Consider the following 20265-nt stretch of genomic DNA (forward strand, 5'->3'; position numbering starts at 1 on the left):
GGCGTTTCCCGACCGCTACCTCTCAGACGCGTTCGAAGATGACGGCGATGCCCTGGCCGCCACCGATGCACATGGTGGCCAGCGCATAGCGGCCCTTGATCCGGTGCAGTTCATGGATCGCCTTGGTGGCGATGATGGCACCGGAGGCCCCCACCGGGTGGCCCAGGGAAATTCCCGAGCCGTTGGGGTTGACCTTTTCCGGGTCGAAGCCGAGCTCGCGGGAGACCGCGCAGGCCTGGGCGGCGAAGGCTTCGTTGGACTCGATCACGTCGAGGTCGGCCACGCTCAGGCCGGCGCGTTGCAGCGCCAGACGCGTCGCGGGGATGGGGCCGAGACCCATCAGGGTGGGTTCGACACCCGCGTGGGCGTATGCCACCAGGCGGGCCATGGGCTGCAGGTGCTGTTCCCGTACCGCCTCGCCGCTGGCCAGTAGCAGGGCGCTGGCACCGTCGTTGAGGCCCGAGGCGTTGCCAGCCGTGACGCTGCCGCCTTCGCTGAAGGCCGGTTTCATCTTCGCCAGCTGTTCCAGGGTCACGTCGCCGCGCACGTGCTCGTCGACCTCGAACCGGGTGACGCCTTTGCGGGTCTGGATTTCCACCGGCACGATCTGCCCGGCGAAGCGCCCCTCGGTGATGGCGCGGACCGCGCGCTGCTGGCTTTGCAGGGCCAGAGCATCCTGATCCTCGCGGCTGATGCCATGCAGCTTGGCGATGTTCTCCGCGGTGATCCCCATGTGGATGCCGTGCAGTGGGTCCTGCAGGGCACCGAGCATGTAGTCGAGCATCTTGCTATCGCCCATGCGCGCACCCCAGCGAGCACTGGGCACCAGGTAGCCGCCCTGACTCATGCATTCGGCACCACCAGCGAGGGCAATACGCGAATCGCCGAGCAGCAGGCCCTGGGCGGCACTGACGATGGCCTGCAGGCCCGAGCCGCACAAGCGGTTGACCGTGAATGCCGGTGCTTCCTTGGGAATGCCAGCTTGCAGGGCTGCCACTCGACTGATGTAGGCGTCTTTGGGCGTGGTCGGAATGACGTGGCCGAATACGACGTGTTCGACCAGCTGCGGATCGCAGTTCGCCCGCTCGAGGGCGGCGCGACTGACCTGCGTGGCGAGTTGTGCCGGTGGGGTGTCCTTGAGGGTGCCACCGTAGGTGCCGATGGCGGTGCGTACCGCGCTGACTACGAAAACTTCGGGTATGTTCATCCGAGACGCTCCTGGTTCGATAGCTCAATGGCCGGGAGTCTAGGGCGTGAGGGGGCCGCCTCCTATGCCAGAATTGCGCAGGCGCGGCTGACGGATTTGGACATATCATGTGTTATGGAAACTGCTAATACGGGCCGCTCTGACGAGCGAGCCATCCGCAAAGGGGACTCGGTGGCCGCCTATTTCGTCAAGGCGGCCATGCACCGATTGGCGCATGCACCGCAGCGCGCCGAGGCTCTGCTGCGCCAGGCCGGCATCGAGCCGGCCTGGCTCGACGAGCCGTCGCAGCGGGTACCGGCCGAGGCAGTCACGCGACTGTGGCTGCTGCTTACCGAGGAACTGGGGGACGAGTTCTTCGCCTTCGATTCGGGGGGGATGCCCCGCGGTACCTTCGCCATCATCTGCCGCAGCCTGTTGCACGAACCGGATCTGGGGCGAGCGCTGCGCCAGTGCCTGTCCGGCTTCAATCTGTTCCTGCGCGATATCCGTGCGCACCTGGAGCTGCGTGGCAATCGTGCTGCCATCGTGCTGCAGACCCGCATCACGGATCAGGCCATACGAAGCGTCGCCGAAGAGATCTACCTGAGCATGGTGATCGGCGTGGCCTGCTGGCTGGTGGGACGCCGGATCAATCTGGATCACACTCAGTTCGGCCATCCGCAGCCGCCTCATGGTGCCGACCCGCTGCTTTGGGGGCCCTGGATCGAGTTCGATGCACCACGCACCGAAGTGGAGTTCAGCTCCGCCCAGCTGTCCCTGCCGACGGTGCGCAACTTCGCCAGCCTCAAGCAGTTCCTGCGCCATGCGCCGGAAGGGGTGGTGGTGCGTTTTCGCAACCGCTCAGGACTCTCCGCCGATGTCTATCGCCGCCTGAAGGCCTCCCCCGAGCTGGACTGGCCGTCACAGACCCAGATGGCGCTGGACGTGGCCATGAGCGAGTCGGCGTTTCGCCGGCAACTGGAGCGCGAGGGCTTCTCCTATCAGGCGCTCAAGCACGAGGTGCGCAAGGCACTGGCCTTCGACTACCTCAACGAAGAAAGCTTGAGCATCTCCGAGATTGCCATTCGCTGCGGCTTTCAGGAGCCCAGCGCGTTTCACCGGGCCTTCCGCCAATGGACCGGCATGAGTCCCGGCCGCTACCGCGCCGCGCGGACGGCGAGCCAGGATTGAGCATGGCTATCGCCGGCGACTGAGGCCGCGCGCCCTCGGCAGATCCCTGCACCTGTGTGCCTGTCCGCTGATCCCCCCCAACAAACTATCGACGCCAGTCGCTCCGCGCGGCTAGCGCTGCACGCTGTCGTCCCGCTCGCGCACCTGGCCGCGAGCAGCCAAACCCTGCCGGCGTCCGCCGGACCGGGCATCTGCTGACCACGCGGAACCTTCGCCGCATAAAGGGTTACATCCAGAGCAATTAACATAACAAAAGATTTGCATAACAAGTGTTGCGTAAATTTGAGGGCATGGTTAGAGTGTGACGAAACAACAAAACGCCTCTAGGAGGTGCGTCAGATGATTACCCTCAAGCCCACCCTGACTCTGCCGGCTGCCGGGCTGTCCGGCTTCGAAACACCGCTGACTGAAGAGGAGGCGGCCATTCAGGCCTCGGTACACCGCTTCGCCAAGGAAGTGTTGCGCCCGCTGGGGCGCGAACTGGATCGGATGAGCGCCGAGCAGGTCGCCGCGCCGGGATCGCCGTACTACTCGCTGTTCGCTGAGTTCGCCAAGCTGGGGTTGGACCCGGCACTGTTGGCGGAGCTACCGCCGGAGATGGCGGTGCGCATCGAATCCATGATCGGCGAGGAGCTGGGCTGGGGCGATTCAGGTCTCGCCGTGTCGCTCGGTTGCGCCGGCTTCCCGCTGCAGATGGCGGTGGCCGCCGGCAACGCCGAACTGATTGAGCTGTGCCAGGGCCGTATCGGTTGCTGGATGGCGACCCAGCCCGATCGCGGCAGCGACAACCAGCTGCTCGATATCGCCCGCGACTGGCCTGCGGGCACGCCGGCCAATATCGGCAACCTGACTGCCAAGGTGGTCGGTGACGAGATCATCATCAACGGCCAGAGTTCGGCCTGGGTGTCCAATGGCGCGGTGGCGCAGGTGGCCTTCGGTCTGATGTGCGCCGACTACGGTGACGGCTTCTACGCCAAAGACGGCCTGCCCAACGGTATCGCGGTGATAGTGCCGCTGGATATCAAGGGGGTCTCCAAGGGCAAGCCGCTGGAGAAGATCGGCCAGCGTTCGCTGCCCCAGGGCGAAATCTACTTCGACGACGTGCGCGTGCCGCGGCGCTTCGCCATCGCCGAGAAGGACGGCTACTACGGTGCCGTCAGCTCCTCCTGGTCCTATGCCGGTACCCACATGAGCCAGGTCTTCACCGGCGTCGCCCGTGCCGCCTTCGAGCTGGCACTGCAGTACTGCCATGAGCGCCGGCAGGGCGGCCGCATGCTGATCGACCACCAGATGACCCGCCTGCGCCTGGGCGAAATGCTGCGCCGCGTCGAAACTGCCCGCGCCGTCGCCCGCCGCTCGCTGAGCTTCGCTCGGCTGTCGCCGCAGACCCATCCGTACGCCACCGCCTCGGCCAAGGTCACGGTTACCGAGGAGGCGCTGGCCGTGGTCCAGGAAGCCTTCCGCCTGTTCGGTGGCAACGGCACCACCCTCGAATACCCGATCGAGAAGCTGCTGCGCGACACCCAGTCCGCCCTGATCGAGGACGGCGAGAACCGCATCCTGACCATGCGTCTTGGGCTGTTGGCCCAGCAGCTCTTCGCCGAAGGCTGGTCGCAGAACTGATCCACCCACTCCACCAGACACCATCCAAGAACAAAACGAGGTACTCGAAATGGCCAAATATCCTGTCGTTGTCTATGGCGCCAGTGGCTACACCGGCATGCTGATCATGGATTGGCTGATCGACCAGGGCATTCCCTTCACTGCCGTGGCGCGCAATGCGGCTCGCGCCAAAGAGATGATGGCGCAACGCGTCGTGAATCTGGAGTCGGCCACCTATGAACTGGTCGAGTGCCCGCACGAGGTTGAAGCCCTGATCAAGGTGTTCAAGGGTGCCCGCGTTGTCTGCAGCACGGTCGGCCCGTTCGCCAACTTTGGCCTGGTTACTGTCGAGGCAGCGCTGAAAGCCGGCTGCCACTACCTGGATCCGGCCGGCGAGCAGCAGCATATCCGTGCCCTGCGCGATCAGTTCGGTGAGCAGTTCCGTCAGGCCGGTCTGTTGCTGTCGTCTTCTGTGGCCTACATGTACACCTTCGCCGAGATCGCGGCCGAGCTGGCTCTGGAAACTCAGGGCATCGATGCCCTGGAAACCGCCACCCTGACCCGCGGCCCCCGTGGTGGAGCGGGTGTATCCGTGGGGTCTGCGGCGACCATTTTCGAAACCTATCGCCAGGAGTCCAATTACCTGTGGGAGAACAGCCTGGTTCCGCACGACCCGCGTGCCAGCTTCAATGTCGTGTCGCCTGACTTCCTGCAATCGGTGTTCTGTCTGCCCTGGGGCGGTACCTCGCTGCCTGTCTACTTCGAGAATGATGCGCGTGTGCGTAGCTGCATCTCTTGCGTGGGTTTCTACGACAACAATGTGATGCAAACCGTGCATGGGCTGGGCGAGAAGTGGGAGGCCGAGTACAAGCACCTGCCGAGGGAACAGCAGGATGCGGTGATCCAGAGTCTGGTGGATTCCACCACCCCGGTCATGCCTCCGCGTGAGCGCGGCAACCTCCAACGCAGTGTCGACTTTGCCATCGGCCGCGGCCGACTGGCAGCTGTGCGTGCCACCGTACATGGCATCACGCCTTACATTGCCACCGGTGCCCTGCACGCTGCTGCAGTGGTCAAGCTGTTGGACAACGACGTCGCCAAAGTCGGCTTCGCCTCGTCGTCCAAGGCCTTCGGCCACCGCTACATGCTCGGCTTCCTCGAGCAGCGTGGCCTGGCCCGCGCAACCATCACCCAACTGTGAAGTGACCAAGATGGCAATCATTGATTTCTTCGACCGCGGCTGGCGGATCAATCCGCGCGGTGCCGCCTATATTCAGGACGGTGCGGTCACCAGCTTTACCGAGGCGGGGGAAATGTCCTGCCGCATCGCCAACGCATTGCTGGCGAAGGGATTCGCGTCCGGGACCAAGGGTGCAGTCTGGGCGGCCAACGATGTGACTGCCTGGCTCTGTGCGTTGGGCCTGTGGCGCGCAAACCTGTGCTGGATCCCGGTGGGCGCGCGCAACGCGCCCGAGGAAAACCGCTATGTGCTGGACACCTTCGACTGCGAGGTACTGTTCTTCCAGCGCGAGTTTGCCGAGGTGCTTGCCGCCCTGCGCCCGCAATTACCGAAGATCCGCCAATGGGTCTGCATCGACGGCGAGGTGGAGGGTGCAGAGTCGCTGCAAGGCTTCGTTGCCGGGCTGCCGGTTACCGATCCACGGGTGATCGTCGATCCGGACGACGTGATCTGGCTCGGTCCCACCGGCGGCACCACGGGCCTGCCCAAGGGCGTGATGAATACCCACCGCAGCGTGCAGACCAGCTTCGCGCACGTCATGATCAACATGGTGTATCCGGCGGGCGTCAAGCCGGTCAACCTGGCCGCGGCACCGATGACCCATACCGCCGGCCTGCTGTCCATGCCCTGCACGGCCAGGGGCGGCACCGTGGTGGTGATCACCAAGCCGGAGCCGCAGCTGCTGCTGGCCGCCATTCCCACCTACAGGGTGACGGAGTTTTTCCTGCCGCCGACCGTTATCTATCGGCTGCTGGACATTCCTGATCTGAACAAGAAGGTCGACTTCTCCTCGCTGCGCTACTTCCTCTACGGTGCCGCGCCAATGTCGGTGGAGAAGCTGCGTCAGGCGATCGAGGTGTTCGGGCCGATCATGATGGAAGGCTATGGGCAAACCGAGGCACCTGGGGCCATCGCCCATCTAACGCCGGGAGAGCACTTCATCGACGGTGAAGTGGCCAGTGATGAGCGGCTGTCCTCCGTCGGCCGGCCCAACCCGCTGATCCGGGTCGAGATCATGAACGACGACAACCAGGTTCTCGCCCAGGGTGAAACCGGCGAGATCTGCGTGCGCGGCGACCTGATCATGAAGGGCTACTACAAGGACCCGCAGAAGACTGCCGAGACCATCATCGACGGTTATCTGCACACCGGCGACATCGGTCACCTCGATGCCGATGGCTACCTGCATATCACCGACCGCAAGAAGGACATGATCATCTCGGGCGGCTTCAACGTCTATCCGAGCGAGGTCGAGCAAGTGCTCTGGGGCCATCCCGCGGTGCGCGACTGCGCGGTGATCGGCGTGCCGGACGAGAAGTGGGGCGAGGCGGTCAAGGCGGTCATCGAGCTGAACGAGGGCCAGAGCATCGACGTCGAGGTGCTGATTGCCCTGTGCAAGGACACGCTGGGCTCGGTGAAGGCACCGAAATCGATCGACGTCGTCGAGTCCCTGCCCCGTAGCCCTGTGGGCAAGGTGCTGAAGAAGGACCTGCGTGCCCGCTACTGGCAAGGTGCCAGCCGGCAAATCTGAAGTCGAGGAGTATTCTGATGGAATCCATCTATATTGCCGGCATTGCGATGACCGAGTTCGGTCGTCATCCGGATCGCAGCCTCCAGGATCTGGCCCTGGAGGCGCTCAACGGCGCGCTGGCGGATGCCGGTGCCCAGCGCGCCGATATCGGCGCGGTTTTCTATGCCGGCATCACCAACGGCGCGCTGCAGGGCCAGCTGTCCATTCCGGGGCAGGTGATCATGAGCAAGATCGGCATCGAAGGGGTGCCGGCCTACAACGTCGAGAACGCCTGCGCCTCGGGTAGCACCGCGGTGCACCTGGCGGTGCAGAGCCTGCGCGCCGGTGCCACCGATGTCGCACTGGCCCTGGGCTGCGAAAAGATGGTGGTAGCCGACAAGGCGAAGTCCTTTGCCCTGTTCGAGGCCGGTTGGGACGTCGCCCGCGCCGAGGAAAACTTCGCCACCCTGTCGAAGATGGGCGATGGCATCGTTGCGCCGCCCGGCTCGGAGTCTGATCGTCCGTACAGTCGTTTCATGTCCATCTACGCAGGCTTCTGCCGCTGGCACATGAAGACCTACGGCACCACCCAGCGGCAGATCGCGGCGGTGTGCGCGAAGAACCACAACCACTCGGTGCACAACCCCTATTCGCAGTTCCGCAAGCCTTTCACCATCGAAGAAGTGCTGGCGGCACCGCCGATCACCTATCCGATCACCCTGCCGATGTGCGCCCCCATGACCGACGGTGCCGCCGCGGCGATCATCTGCACCGAGGCGGGCCTCAAGCGCATCGGTGCCGATCCCAAGCGCTGCGTGCGCATCGCCGCCAGCGTGATTCGCAGCTTCACCCTGCGCAGCATGGATGAGACGGACAAGCACGTCAGCCATCTGGCCGCGCTGCAGGCCTACGAGATAGCCGGCCTCGGCCCGCAGGACATGCATGTCGCCGAGGTCCACGACGCCTCGGCCATGGGCGAGATCATCCAGGCGGAAAACCTCGGCCTGGCACCGATGGGGTTGGGCGGTGTGTGCGCCGAGCGCGGTGATTTCACCGTGGGCGGGCGGATTCCGATCAACCCTTCCGGCGGCCTGGAATCCAAGGGCCACCCACTCGGTGCGACCGGTATCGGCCAGCTCTTCGAGCTGACCACCCAGTTGCGCGGCGAAGCCGGGGCCCGCCAGGTCGAGGGCGCGCGCCATGCGATCCAGGAGAATGGTGGTGGTCTGATCGGCGTCGAGGAAGGTGCCGTGGCCGTTCACATTCTGAGCCGATAGGAGCACTTGCCATGCCAGCATTCCGTCGCGGCACGAAGAACAGGACCAGCAGTGAAGTCGGGCAATTTCGTCGCCACGGCGGCTGGCTGGATAAGCCGGCTGACCTGCAGCCGGAGCTGGAGAGCGATGTCAGCGCCGATGTGATAGTGGTCGGTGCCGGCTTCGCCGGCTTGTCCACCGCGTTGGAGCTGACGGCTCTCGGTGCCAAGGTGATAGTGCTCGAGCAGGAATTTGCCGGGTTCGGTGCCAGTGGGCGCAATGCCGGCTACCTCGGTGGCAGCCTGGGAATCGAATTCGAGTTCTTCCTCAAGCGTGTCGGCATCGAACAGGCGAGGAAGATCGTCAGCTTCTACGACGAGGGCGTCAGCTACGTGGAGCGTAGGCTCGACGAGCTCGGCATCGACTGCGACTACAACCGCTCGGGCAACATCCGCGTGGCTGTGCATCCCTCGCAGGAGAAGAAAATCCGCAAGGCCATGCAGCTCGGCCTCGAGCTTGGCTCCCAGACGCAGTTCCTGGACCCTGCCGAGATGCGCGCGCGCGGAATACCGCCGGCGTTTCTGTTCGGTTATGCCCAGCAGCATGGCGGCACCCTGGACCCTGGCAAGTATGTGCTGGGACTGCGTCGCGCGGCGCTCCAGGCCGGCGTGAAGCTGTACGAGAACACGCCGCTGATGTCGTACAGCGAAGGACAGACCATCCGCTGCATGACCCGGCGGGGCTTTGCCAGCGCGCCATTTCTGGTGCTCGCCACCAACGCCTATACCCCGCAGCTCGGCCTGCTCAAGGACAAGGTTGTGCCGCTGCGCGTCTCGGCGATCGAGACCGAGCCGCTTTCCCCGGCTCAGCTGGCGACGCTGGGGTGGCCGGGAAGGGAAGGCCTGATCACCGCGCACTGGACGATGGAGAGCCATCGCCTGACGGCCCGCAACTCGCTGGTGATCACGACCAAACGACTCGACTATGCCTATGGCGCGCAGACGCCGAATAAGCCGGACCAGGCCGCTTATCGCGCCCTGGCCACGGCGCTGGACGAGCGCTTTCCAACCCTGCGCGGGCTGGGTATCCGCTCGACCTGGAGTGGCTACGTCAGCATGGCCTACGACGCTTTGCCGGTGGTTGGCGAGACCGGCACCCACAACAACGTGCTGTATACCGCCGGCTGTTCGGGGCATGGCGTCGCCAGCCAATCGCTGATGGGGCAGCTACTCGCCGAGCGGATTGGCGGCATCGAGCATCCGCTGCTGGCCGCGTTGCGCCACAAGACGCCGTCCACGCTGCCCGAACCCCTGCAGTGGTGCGCCGTCAAGCTCGCCCTCGGGGCGGCAAACCGGATGGACGGATGGACGAACAGTAGGGTGCGTCGCGCCGCGGATTGAGCGACAGGTGCCGTCCAACTTCGATCATTTCTTTGGAACCTGAATATATGAATGCCAACTCGAAAGAGGTCGTGCAGCTCACGGCCTGGGCCGCAATCCTGGGTGGGATCTTCGCCTATCTAAATGTCGCCTTTATGTTGCTGGTCACCCAGGGCGATATGAATCTGTCCCTGCAAGGTGCCTACATGTTGACCGCGTCGGCGCAGGTGCGTGAGTTCTTCCGCTGGTCGATGCTGGCGGACGTCCTCGGCTTCTATCTGCCGCTGCTGATCATCGGCGGTTACTTCTGGGCCAGTTTCCGCGACAGGGCAGGAGCCCTGGGGGACATGGCGGTCCTGGCCATCGTTGTCTACGTCATCCTGGGGGTTGCCGGTGCCAGCCTGCAGTTGGCGGTGCTCAACCCGCTCGCCAGCCTGCATGCCGAAGGGGGTGACGCCGCAAAGGCCGCCGCCGAAGCCGCCTGGACCAGCATCGCCACCGGCAGTCAGAAGGGCCTGTGGTGGTGCGAGGGACCCGTCGTGCTGTTCTGGGGCCTGATCGTTGGCAAGCAGCTCAAGGAAGCAGGCTGGGGCAAATCCATCCTGTGGCCGTTGAGCATCGTCGGCTGGTGTTTCGGGCTGTTCTTCGTCTCCGGCTTTTTTCAGAGCCTGGCGGTGCTGACCAATCTGCTGCTGGTCGTGGTCGTCCTGATATTTCCCCTGTGGCTGATGATGTTCGGCGCGCAACTGCTGCGTGGGCCGAAATTCCTGCTGGCCAACCAACTTCCCTAACAACTACGAGAGGCGCTCAGCATGTCCAAGAAGCCCAGCGTTGAAACCAGCCTTGATTCGAGGCGCAGGCAATTGTTGAAACTCGCAGGTGCCACTGTGGCTGTTGGCGGCCTCGGCCTGAAAGTGGGGCTGGCCAATGCCAGTGAAGACCCCGACCAGGCGAGCGGCGTTGTCGATGTGGCCATCATCGGCGGTGGTCTGGCCGGCCTGACCGCCGCCCGGGATCTGCAGTTGGCTGGTAACCAGTCCTTCGTGGTCTTGGAGGCCAGGGACAGGGTCGGCGGGCGAACCCTCAACTACGAGCTGGGAGACGGAAATGTTTCGGAGGTCGGAGGGCAATGGATCGGGCCGGGCCAGACTGCCGTGGAGGATCTCGCGCGGCAGCTGGAAGTAGGCACCTTCCCGCAATTCCACGAAGGGCGCACGGTCATCATGGGCGGGGAGGGACGGCTGGAGATCGATCTCGAGGGCACCTTCGGCACTGACATGAGCGTCGCGCACAAGCTGAGCGAGATGTCCCGTGATGTGCCTTCGGGGGCACCCTGGAAATCGCCGAAGGCTGCAGAGTGGGACAAGCTCTCGGTCGGCGACTGGCTGGCCACGCAAAACATCAAACCCGAGGAACGATCGGGCTGGGATGCCGCCCTGACACTTACCGGTGGGGCAAGCCCGGCCAAAATGGGGCTGCTGCATTATCTGTCCATGATCAATTCGGCGAACTGCGACTACGAGAAGCTCGATTCGATCAAGGACAGCGCCCAAGGCACTCGCTTCGTCGGCGGCTCGCAGGTTCTTAGCAGCAAGATGGCCGAGCAACTGGCTGACAAGCTGCGCTTGCAGTGCCCGGTGCGCAAAATTTCCGGCTGGGATGGCGAGATCGTCACGCTGCACACGGACCAGGGACTGGTGCGTGCGCGTCAGGTCATCGTGGCCATCCATCCCGCGCTGTGCAACCAGGTGCAGTTCGAGCCGGCTCTGCCAGCGGCCCGTGCCGCGCTACAACGTGCCTGGCCCGCACACTCGCCGGCGCGCAAGACGGCCATGGTATATGCCCGCCCGTTCTGGCGGGAAAAAGGACTTAACGGGCACATCTTTCAAATGAACGGCCCGGTTATCTGGGCCTGGGACAACTCGCCGCCCAATGGCGAGGTGGGCATCATCAATGCCTTTATCTCCAACGCCAACCTGTCCTCCGATCCCGCAACGGCGAAGCAGAGGCTCATGGAGCTCTACGCGCGCGCCTGGGGCGACCAAGCGCTGCAGCCGGTGGCCTACCACGACCAGGACTGGGGGCGCGACGATCCCTGGTCGCTCACCTGCGTCTCGGCTATCCCCCCGGGATTCTGGACCACCCATGGCGAGGCCCTGCGGCCCCCCTGCGGCAAGCTGATCTGGTCCGGTACCGAAACCGCCGACATCTGGGCTGGCTACATGGACGGTGCCGTGCGCTCGGGGCACCAGAGTGCTCTGCAGGCGCTCAACGCCCTGCGTCGGGCATAGGAGGCGAGAAGATGAAGAAATTGATAGTACTGGGTGTCGTTACCGTCGTTGCGGTGCTGCTGGCGGTTTACGGCCGCGATGGTCTCGATCTCTATCGCCTGATGGGCCATATCGAGACCTCCAGCGAGGCCAAGCAGACCGATGGCGGGCCGTGGCCACGCCTGAGCGACGCCTGTATCGGTTGCCATGGTGCCCAAGGGCACTCGCAACACCAGGGTTATCCGACCCTGGCGGGCCAGCCGGCGTCTTACCTGGCGGCTCAGCTCAAGCGCTTCGCCAGTGGCGAACGGGCCAACCCGAACATGGGCCCCCTTGCGATGAGTCTGTCCGAGGCCGAGATCGAGCAGCTGTCGGAGTATTTCGCCAAGCAATCTGCCACGGAAAACCGCTCCTTCAAGCCTGATCCCGCGCTGCGGGAAAAGGGCGAGAAGCTGGCGGCGAACGGCGGCTGCGCCGCCTGTCATGGCGAAGGCTTGCTGGGTCATGACCAGTTCCCGCGTCTGGCGGGGCAGGGGCACGACTACCTGCTGGCGCAGCTGGATGCCTTTGCCCAGGGGCGACGCCAGGACCCGACCGGCGCTATGGCGGCGATCAGCGCGAGCTTATCCGAGGGCGATCGGCAGGCACTGGCCCACTACCTCGCAGCGCTTCCCCCGGTGGTGAAGTGATCCATCGATTCAGTATTTGATAGAGGCTATTGCTATGGAAATTAAGGAAGTTCTTGCGTTGCTTTCCAGCGTCTTCTTGATCGTTTGCGGCGTGGTGTACGGACTCAAATATGTGCGGGTGCGGAAGAACTATTTGCTCGGTTTTGAGTGGCTGATCGTCGCCTTCTCCGCTGCGAATCTTCTGTTCTTCCTGCTGACGGGGTTTGAGCCTAGCTACAGCATCTCCTTCTTCCTCGATGCTTTTTCCCGTGCTTTCGGGGTGCCAATCGTGGCCGTGCTTGGCCTGATGGCGGTCACCCATAATTATAAGCCGTCGGTTGCCAAGGACATCGTGATATTCGCCGTCACCTTTGCTGCCACCTTCGTGCTGGTGCTGGCCGACTTCGTTAAGGGGCCGCTGCCGTATTTCTACCTGTTCATGTGGTGCTGCTACACGGTCTTTCTCGTCTATTTCAGCTGGCGACTGCTGCGTGCCGGCGAACACCTGCATGCCCTGCTCAATACCCTGGTGGCGGCGGCGGCTTTGGGTATCGCGGTGGTCTATGACTTCTTCCCGATCCCGGGGGACGACGACCAGATGGTGTTCATGATCTTCGCCCTGACCGTCTGGGGTATCCAGATCGTTCAGCAGTACTACGCCTATGGCGCGCTGGAGCGTGCAGGGGCGAGGGCGTCCGGGTCCCTTGCGCTGGCCCGCTGATCGAATTGCGCATCTGCAGGGAGTGAGCCGTCGCTGCCTGACGGCGCACTCCGTAAGTCCAGCGCCAGCGATGCTGAACAAAGCAGCCGTGCTGCACAGGCCAGGTATTCGCTGACGACTACTCCATAGTGGGTCACAAGCCCGCTCCATTTTCCGCCCTTCGGGGCGGTTTTTTTTGCGCTCGGTTCTTGTTCATGGAGAGCGTTGGATCTGTTGTGCGTCGCAAGGACAGGCCACGGCAGATACGCGCCGTAGAGCGTCTTTCTGGGGCAGGGGCACGGCATTTTGACGGGCTGGAGTCGATCCACAGCTGCCGGCCACGACGGGCAACAACCAGCCAAATGCGGATAGTCTAATTCGAAAATTCTTCTACCACCTTCACCCTGATTCGCTTTTGTCTGCTAGACATACTGAAGGCAAATTGCCACTTTCAGGTATGTTCATAGGTGTGGTGGGTGGTACTACGCCAAGGAGGAGGTAGGTGACGATTATTCAGGAAATCCACGCGTGGTCTAAGGGACTCCCTGCTTGGCAGCAAGATACAATTGCTCGCCTCTTCCAAGATCGTATGCTCAGTGCCGCCGATCTTGACGACCTATATGCATTAGCCAAGGCTGAAACGGGGATACCAGACCCAGAGGGCCGAATTCCCAAGAAGCTTGAGGACGCACTGATAGCTCAGCCTGCCGATCCAGCACGGCTTGTGCAGTTGGCTGCGGTTAAGCAACTTGTGAACGTAAATGCCTTGGCTAACGGGGGAAATGTCCCCATCTCTTTGACAGGCCTGACCGTGATTTATGGCGAGAACGGCGCAGGCAAGTCCGGTTACTCCAGGGTATTCAAACATGCGTGCCGCGCGCGCGATCGGCGTGAGCCGATTCTTCCGAACGCCAACCTTGACCCCAAGGCTGCCGGCGTCGCCCAAGCCGTGTTCGAAACTGTAATCGACGGCGTGGCTATCGATCTTCCCTGGCAATACGGTGCCGTTGCACCCGAGCCGCTTTCGGACATTGCCATCTTCGATACCCATTGCGCTCGTGCCTACATTGATAACCATGGGGACTTCGCTTACGCGCCATACGGGTTGGATATCTTGGAGGGGTTAGCCGGCGCATGTAACAAGCTTAAGGCACGTGCTACCCAAGAGAAGGCGGCGAATGCCCCTAGTGACGTAGCGTATGCGGCCCTTACGAAAGATCAAACGCAGGTCGCCGACGCATTACTCGGCATCCCGACCACGACCACCCCTGAGCAAATAGACGCTTTGGCCACGCTCAGCCAAGCCGAACTGGATCAACTGATCCTGTTGACTCAAACCCTCGCCGAGGCGGATCCGAAGCAAAAAGCACAAGCGTTACGCCAAAAGGCAACACGCTTCTCGGGGCTGAAGGCTCGCTTGGCTGCATCGATTGCATTGATCGACGATCAGGCAGTCGATCAGCTCAGACAGCTTATTGAAAACTCGAAAACGGCTAAAGCCGCAGCAGAGTTGGCTGCTACAGAGTTCAAACAAACCCCAGGTCAACTTGCTGGCACGGGAGGTGAAGAATGGAAGGCGCTGTTTGACGCGGCCAGGGTTTTCGCCCAAGTGAGTCATCCTGGTCATGAGTTTCCAGAAGTTCCTGAAGACTCTGCATGCCCTCTCTGCCAGAACCGCCTTGGCCAGGAAGGTGCTGCGCGCCTAGTTCGCTTTGATACGTTTATCAAGCAGGCTGCCGAAAAGGCCGCGAAGGATGCTCGTGACACTGCAGCCACGGCCTACAGGGCAGTTCAAAAGGCTGCCCTAGATGTAATGTTTCGTGATGGCCTGGTGGAAGAGTTGACCGAGCTCATTCCAGAGCTCGCTGCAGACTGTTCGTCGATGCAGAAATGTCTGAACACCCGCCAGACTTCGATTCTGCAGGCCGCTGCGGGTGAGCTTAAGTGGGAAGAAATATTGGCATTACCGGCCGACCCATGCCCCGGTTTGACCAGTGTGATCGAAGGCTTACTGAATCAGGCCAAAGCGCTGGATGCTACAGCCGACGAGAAGGTCCGGGCCCAAATGACGGCGGAGAAGCGAGAGCTTGATGCACGGATACGTCTGGGCGAGAGCAAGGCCGCTGTTTTGGAGGCGATTGCCAAGCATGAGGCCAGTCGCAAGCTTCAACTGTGCATGGATGGTTTTGACACTCGAGCCATTTCCAGAAAATCCACAGACCTTTCGCGGACAACAGCCAGCCAGGAACTGGCGGACGCTCTCAACGACGAACTCAAACGCCTAAAGGTGCATCAGCTTCAGATTGTGATGAAGCCAGAGTCTCCAGGGGGTAAGACCCAATTTAAGCTGGTCTTGCAATTGCCCGGCGGAGGTACTCCTGCTGCCATTCTCAGTGAAGGGGAGCAGCGTGCTATTGCCATCGCATCCTTCCTTGCGGAGATAAAGCTTGGCAAAGGGCGTGGTGGAATAGTCTTGGATGATCCAGTGTCATCGCTAGATCACCGACGCCGCTGGGAGGTAGCAGAGCGCTTGGCTTTGGAAGCGCTCACCCGGCAGGTGATTGTCTTTACTCACGACATCTACTTCCTTTGCATTTTGGAGCAGAAGGTCGAGGAGCTTGGGGCCCAGCTGACCAAGAACTATATACGCCGTACCGCACAGGGATATGGTGTGCACTCGCAGGATCTGCCATTCGACGTCATGGGTACCAAGGACCGGCTGGCAAGACTCCGACAAGAGCTGGTGGAGGTTCGCAGAATGCACAAGAGTGGGGATGAAGATGAGCATCGACGCTTGACTGCAGCTTGCTACGGTCGTTTACGCCTTGCTTGGGAGAGGTGTGTTGAGGAGGTGCTGTTGAACGGAGCGGTCCAGCGGTTCGGCGAGGGAGTATCGACACAGCGCCTGAAGTTGGTCGTTGTCACCGACGATGATTATCGGGAGGTAGACAGCGGTATGTCCAAAAGCTCCAAGTTCGAGCATGACGCGGCAACGCCCGTTGGAAGGCTTCCTATTCCAGAACCTGACGAATTAGAGGCGGATATCGAGAGGCTGGCGGCATGGAGGAGTGCTTTAGATAAGCGCTCGAAAGAAACAGCCAAAGCTAGGGGCTAAATCCTGTTCTAGTTCAACGGTGCAGAACCTGTGGCGCATGGCCGATACTCGACTCCAGAGCGAGATGAATTTATGTCAGAAGACGTTGAAGTCGATGATATGGAAGATATGGTGTCGATAGCTCTCGCGATGGCAGCGGCCGGCTCGTGTGTTCACGTTGGCAATATTGCCCAGAATTGCAACAGACTGGTACGCGATATCCGTAGATTCCATCCGGTCAAGCTAGCCGCATCGTTTGGCGGGCTCCTAACGCAACCGTCTCTTCAGACTAGCTGCCTAAGACTCGAAGTTCTGGTTCACCTCAGCATTGCGTTTGGAAATGGGCCGCGAGCGGGCACAGGCGAAATACTCACGCAAGGTTTTGCGGTAGTGGGTAATTCTTATGGGAACCTTGAGGATCCACCCGAGGACATCTTCGTTGGAAACATAGCGTCTAAGAGGGGAAACTACCTCGTTTTGGAGGGTGTCTGGGAAGGAAGTACCTTTTACCTTCAGCGGTTTGTGAACCTTGTTGACACTCTGCCCGAAGGCCCTTTTTTTAGCGATATTGCTGATTCAGTTCACTCGTTACTAAAACTGTCTGATCTCGTGTGCCGGCGCGCCGGTTTAAAGCGCAACGCTCTTGGAGGCGAGTCGCGCTCCAAAGTGCTTCCTAACGCCCTAGCACGGCGTGCTAGCGAGCTTAGAGGTCTTGTCCAGTTCAGCTTGACAGAGCTTGCGGACGCTGGTGTCGACGTTGACAGCTTGGCACCATTTGTCTTTGACGGTGCCAGTCGCTCGTCGCTTCTCTCTCAGTCGATCAGTCACACAGACCTAGAGCGTCGTCCTCTTGCTTTTCTTGAGCAGAAGCTATTCGTAGTCCTTCCGACTGCGGTTTCGCCAGCTATCCGTCGTTACTTTATCGAGCGACTAGGCTCTGGTAAGAATCGCCAACCTCTACTGCACCACCTGGGGCGCGAGTACTCGCTGCAGCTGCAGCACAATCCAATGCTCGGCCACAGTCCTGAGCCATACCCATTCTTCCATGCACCTTGGGGGTCAATGTGCTGTACCTCTATGCGAGTCGATGAGGGGCGTTACCTGATCCTGGCTTTTGTTCTCGACTCGCTTGAGGGCTTTGAAGAAGACAGCTTCGGTGGTTTTTCCATGAGCACCCAGGACATCCAACATGAGATCTCTCGCACAGTGACAGCGATGCAGAACGATTGCGCTGTACACGACGACTTTCGCGATGGAGTAGCGTTGGTGGTTGTTTGCGGGGTGGGCCGGGGCGCTGCCTTGATACCCCTACCTAAGCGAGACCGCTGGGAAACCGCACACATCAGTATTGCCGATTTTTGTACCCTGAGCTGGTCCAAAGACATGAAGCCGCTGCAGTTGTGGCGGCTCTTCAAAATGCAAAAGCAGCTATGCGATATGGGGGTGTGGCTGCAAAACATGAACGGCCTACTCAATCTTGTTGCTTGGACTAACTCACTAGATGGACATCTTGTTCCTCACGGTGATATCCCAGCAGAGGCGGTCGAACAGCCACTACACCTTGCCATCCAGCAGAATGCCTTACTGGATCTGCGTCATGAAGTACTCACTACATGGGACTTTCATGTGGCTCAGTACATTGACAGCACATGGCTCACTGTCCAAACAGAGGGGCGAACCTTATTCGAGGAGGACAAGCAGCAACCTGTCTACGGTTGTCTGGATGACCATGGTCGATCTGGGATCTTAGGGGCCTGCACGACAGAGGCACGCACGTGGTGGTTCGAGATTACCTCGCCAGTGGGCGACGCTTCGACTAGCAGCTTTGATCGATGGCGGATGTTGGGCACATGGTGCGCGCGCGCTGTGCCGCATTTCGAAGTGGCATTCGGGAAGCTTCTAGGGGATGGGCCGATCCTGTGGCGATGTGTCTTTGTTGAGCCTCCAAGCGAACTTGATCCGAGCCAGCCTGGGGGAACTGCCAGTGATGCCGAGGGAGCGATTAGCTTGGCTGTCAATACCGAAGCTCGAATTGTTGAGCTCACCATTGGCCCTAAGTTTGACTTGGCCATCTTCAATCCAGACAACGTCGCGGAGGCCGCGCTCGTCTTATCTTTCATTCGAGGGGTAGCGCAGCTTGCAAAACAGAGTTCTATCGACCACGAACAATTGCTCCACAGTATCGTCCTTAACGCTCAAGCACGTCAGTCGCATGCATTCGCTGCACGGGAGTTCCGAGACTTCATCCCAGAGTTCAGAAATAAGGAACCCATTGTCATTGGCAGCTATGAGGACGGGGCGACCAAGCTCGGTCTCGGCTGGAAGGTTCGTGATCGTGCTTTAGGTGGACTCATCGAAGGCAAAGAGCAGTGCATCATCTTCCTCAACAGCCTTGTGCGGTGCTTGGAGGATGAGCTCTGCGAACAGTTGCGAGCCTTTAATCGGGAAAGCGTTCTATCAACCTTACTAATTAACCATGAAGTTGCAGGCGCATCCAGAGATCATTGGCATAGAACCTCTGCGGCAGTGCTGGCGCTGCGAAAAGATCCCGTAGCTGCACTCGGTCCAATGCGAGATCACGAGATGAAGTTAAATGCAGTCTTTCAATGCAGTCGGACACTCCTCGAGATGGCCATCTGTGAGTGCTCAGCGGAGGAAGGCCTGGCTTTAGGTGAATTGGATCTCACCCTGTTTATGGCAAAGGCTTCTCAGATTTACCACTTCGGTGGCTGGTCTGACCTCGCACACTGGGGATTTCTTGAGCCTCGATTGATCGTTCAGCCACTGGGAGATGTTCACGCGAATCACGATTTCATCGACACAGTACTGGATGGTTTTAGCAGTGCATCAAGTGAGGTTCGTTTCATGGCGTCAGCCCGCCGGTACGAGAGAAACCTACAGATGCCAAACGTCAACTCCAAAGCACAAGACCAACTGGAAGCGAAATTCGTCAATGCTTGGTACGAGGATTTTGGTGTAGAGCTAGACGCCATCAGGCGCTTTCTCGATGCTGTGGAGGACTGGGCTATCGAACTCAAACAACCAATTATTACCGTCCGCCGCAGTGCCCTAGAGGCTATGGCTGATGATGTTGTCATTGGGGCCAAGATCGTAGCCGCGTTCAGCTTACTTCCTCGCTCTTCATGGAGAGATTTGCCCGAAGGCTACGATGAAAAGGACATCGCAGCATGGCGTTTTCGCCGTCGGTTGAGTGCGTTGCGTCGTCCCCTATTGCAACTGTCCTCCGACGAGGATCCCGACATTTTGATAGCTCCGGGCCTATTGCGCGAAGGTTTTGCCTATACCGTTGGGAACTACTTCTACGGCTCATATCCCGATCGTCATCTCGGACCTGCCATGCGCAAATATGCTGGGCACGCTCGCCAGCGTGAAGGCATGGGATTCAACTTAGAGGTTGCTCAAAAAATGGGGGGGCTCGGCTGGGAAACTCAAACAGAGGTCACCCTCACCAAGATCCTACGTAAAGCGCTCGATCGAAACTATGGCGACGTCGATGTGCTCGCTTGGGATCCTGTAACCCATCGGATTCTAGTGATGGAGTGCAAGGACTTGCAGTTTCGCAAGACTCACGGCGAGATAGCAGAGCAACTCACGGACTTCGCAGGAGAGGTTAAGCCTAACGGTAAGCCTGATCTGCTTCGCAAGCACTTAGACCGTGTCGAAGTGCTTAGGGCTCATCAAGTCGAAGTTTGCAATTTTCTTGGTGTAGATAGCAGCAGTAGAATTGAGAGTCATCTGGTTTTCAGGAACCCGGTTCCGATGCAGCATGTAGCAGGTCGACACAAAGATGAATGTACTCTCCTCACTTTTGCAGACCTTGAATCGTTGAGGGTGAATTAGTGATGAGAGTGCGGGCTAGAACTATACCGAGTAAGACCGCTTTTGGCCGTTCTCTGTCCGTTACCACCTGCAGCAATGGTGCGAACTCTCTATCTATAGTGTCTGGATATCCGAAGCTCAACTCGGGGCACGCACTGGTTGATTACACTGCCATCGGTCAATCAGTAGGCGGATGCAATCGAGCATTAGGGATCCTCTGAAGTAGCCATGCATTTCTGGCTGACTTCAGCTGCTGCTGATTTTAAAAGCGGCAAATCGACCAAAAACGCTCAGATCACCCGCTCATTTCTGTGTTTTTAGCCGCCGCG

General features: G+C 60.4%; 13 protein-coding genes. 12 read left to right on the plus strand and 1 reads right to left on the minus strand.

Annotation, left to right across the window (positions count from 1 at the left end):
- Positions 1–22 precede the first annotated feature (22 nt).
- The gene (locus tag G9C89_RS22475) at positions 23–1207 is read right to left on the minus strand and encodes an acetyl-CoA C-acyltransferase family protein (RefSeq protein ID WP_172152428.1); all 1185 of its coding nucleotides are present in this window, start codon (positions 1205–1207) and stop codon (positions 23–25) included.
- Between the two features lie 153 nt (positions 1208–1360).
- Between G9C89_RS22475 and G9C89_RS22480 the strand changes: the two genes are divergently transcribed.
- The 12 genes from G9C89_RS22480 to G9C89_RS22535 all read left to right on the plus strand — a co-directional run bounded on the left by G9C89_RS22480 (position 1361) and on the right by G9C89_RS22535 (position 19957).
- Positions 1361–2377, plus strand: coding sequence for an AraC family transcriptional regulator (locus G9C89_RS22480; RefSeq protein ID WP_172152462.1), 1017 nt, complete (start codon positions 1361–1363; stop codon positions 2375–2377).
- Positions 2378–2716: 339 nt separating this feature from the next.
- On the plus strand, positions 2717–4000 hold the full coding sequence (locus G9C89_RS22485) for an acyl-CoA dehydrogenase family protein (RefSeq protein WP_172152430.1): 1284 nt from the start codon (positions 2717–2719) through the stop codon (positions 3998–4000).
- 49 nt (positions 4001–4049) lie between these two features.
- On the plus strand, positions 4050–5180 hold the full coding sequence (locus tag G9C89_RS22490) for a saccharopine dehydrogenase family protein (RefSeq protein WP_172152432.1): 1131 nt from the start codon (positions 4050–4052) through the stop codon (positions 5178–5180).
- 10 nt (positions 5181–5190) lie between these two features.
- Entirely contained in the window at positions 5191–6750 is a 1560-nt protein-coding gene (locus tag G9C89_RS22495) for an AMP-binding protein (RefSeq protein ID WP_172152434.1), read from the plus strand.
- A gap of 17 nt (positions 6751–6767) precedes the next feature.
- Positions 6768–8006, plus strand: coding sequence for a thiolase family protein (locus tag G9C89_RS22500; RefSeq protein ID WP_172152436.1), 1239 nt, complete (start codon positions 6768–6770; stop codon positions 8004–8006).
- A gap of 11 nt (positions 8007–8017) precedes the next feature.
- Complete coding sequence (locus G9C89_RS22505) at positions 8018–9385, plus strand: NAD(P)/FAD-dependent oxidoreductase (protein ID WP_172152438.1); 1368 nt, start codon at positions 8018–8020, stop codon at positions 9383–9385.
- 47 nt (positions 9386–9432) lie between these two features.
- Entirely contained in the window at positions 9433–10155 is a 723-nt protein-coding gene (locus G9C89_RS22510; RefSeq protein WP_172152440.1) for a hypothetical protein, read from the plus strand.
- A gap of 21 nt (positions 10156–10176) precedes the next feature.
- Positions 10177–11655, plus strand: coding sequence for a flavin monoamine oxidase family protein (locus G9C89_RS22515; RefSeq protein WP_172152442.1), 1479 nt, complete (start codon positions 10177–10179; stop codon positions 11653–11655).
- An 11-nt stretch (positions 11656–11666) separates the two neighbouring features.
- Entirely contained in the window at positions 11667–12323 is a 657-nt protein-coding gene (locus G9C89_RS22520; RefSeq protein WP_172152444.1) for a c-type cytochrome, read from the plus strand.
- A 34-nt stretch (positions 12324–12357) separates the two neighbouring features.
- On the plus strand, positions 12358–13023 hold the full coding sequence (locus G9C89_RS22525; RefSeq protein WP_172152446.1) for a hypothetical protein: 666 nt from the start codon (positions 12358–12360) through the stop codon (positions 13021–13023).
- Between the two features lie 481 nt (positions 13024–13504).
- On the plus strand, positions 13505–16117 hold the full coding sequence (locus tag G9C89_RS22530) for an AAA family ATPase (RefSeq protein ID WP_172152448.1): 2613 nt from the start codon (positions 13505–13507) through the stop codon (positions 16115–16117).
- A 72-nt stretch (positions 16118–16189) separates the two neighbouring features.
- A complete protein-coding gene (locus G9C89_RS22535; protein WP_172152450.1) occupies positions 16190–19957 on the plus strand; it encodes a zinc chelation protein SecC in 3768 nt (1255 codons plus the stop codon).
- Positions 19958–20265 lie beyond the last annotated feature (308 nt).

Origin of the sequence: Pseudomonas tumuqii, assembly GCF_013184545.1 — a bacterium.
GTDB classification, from domain to species: Bacteria; Pseudomonadota; Gammaproteobacteria; order Pseudomonadales; family Pseudomonadaceae; genus Aquipseudomonas; species Aquipseudomonas tumuqii.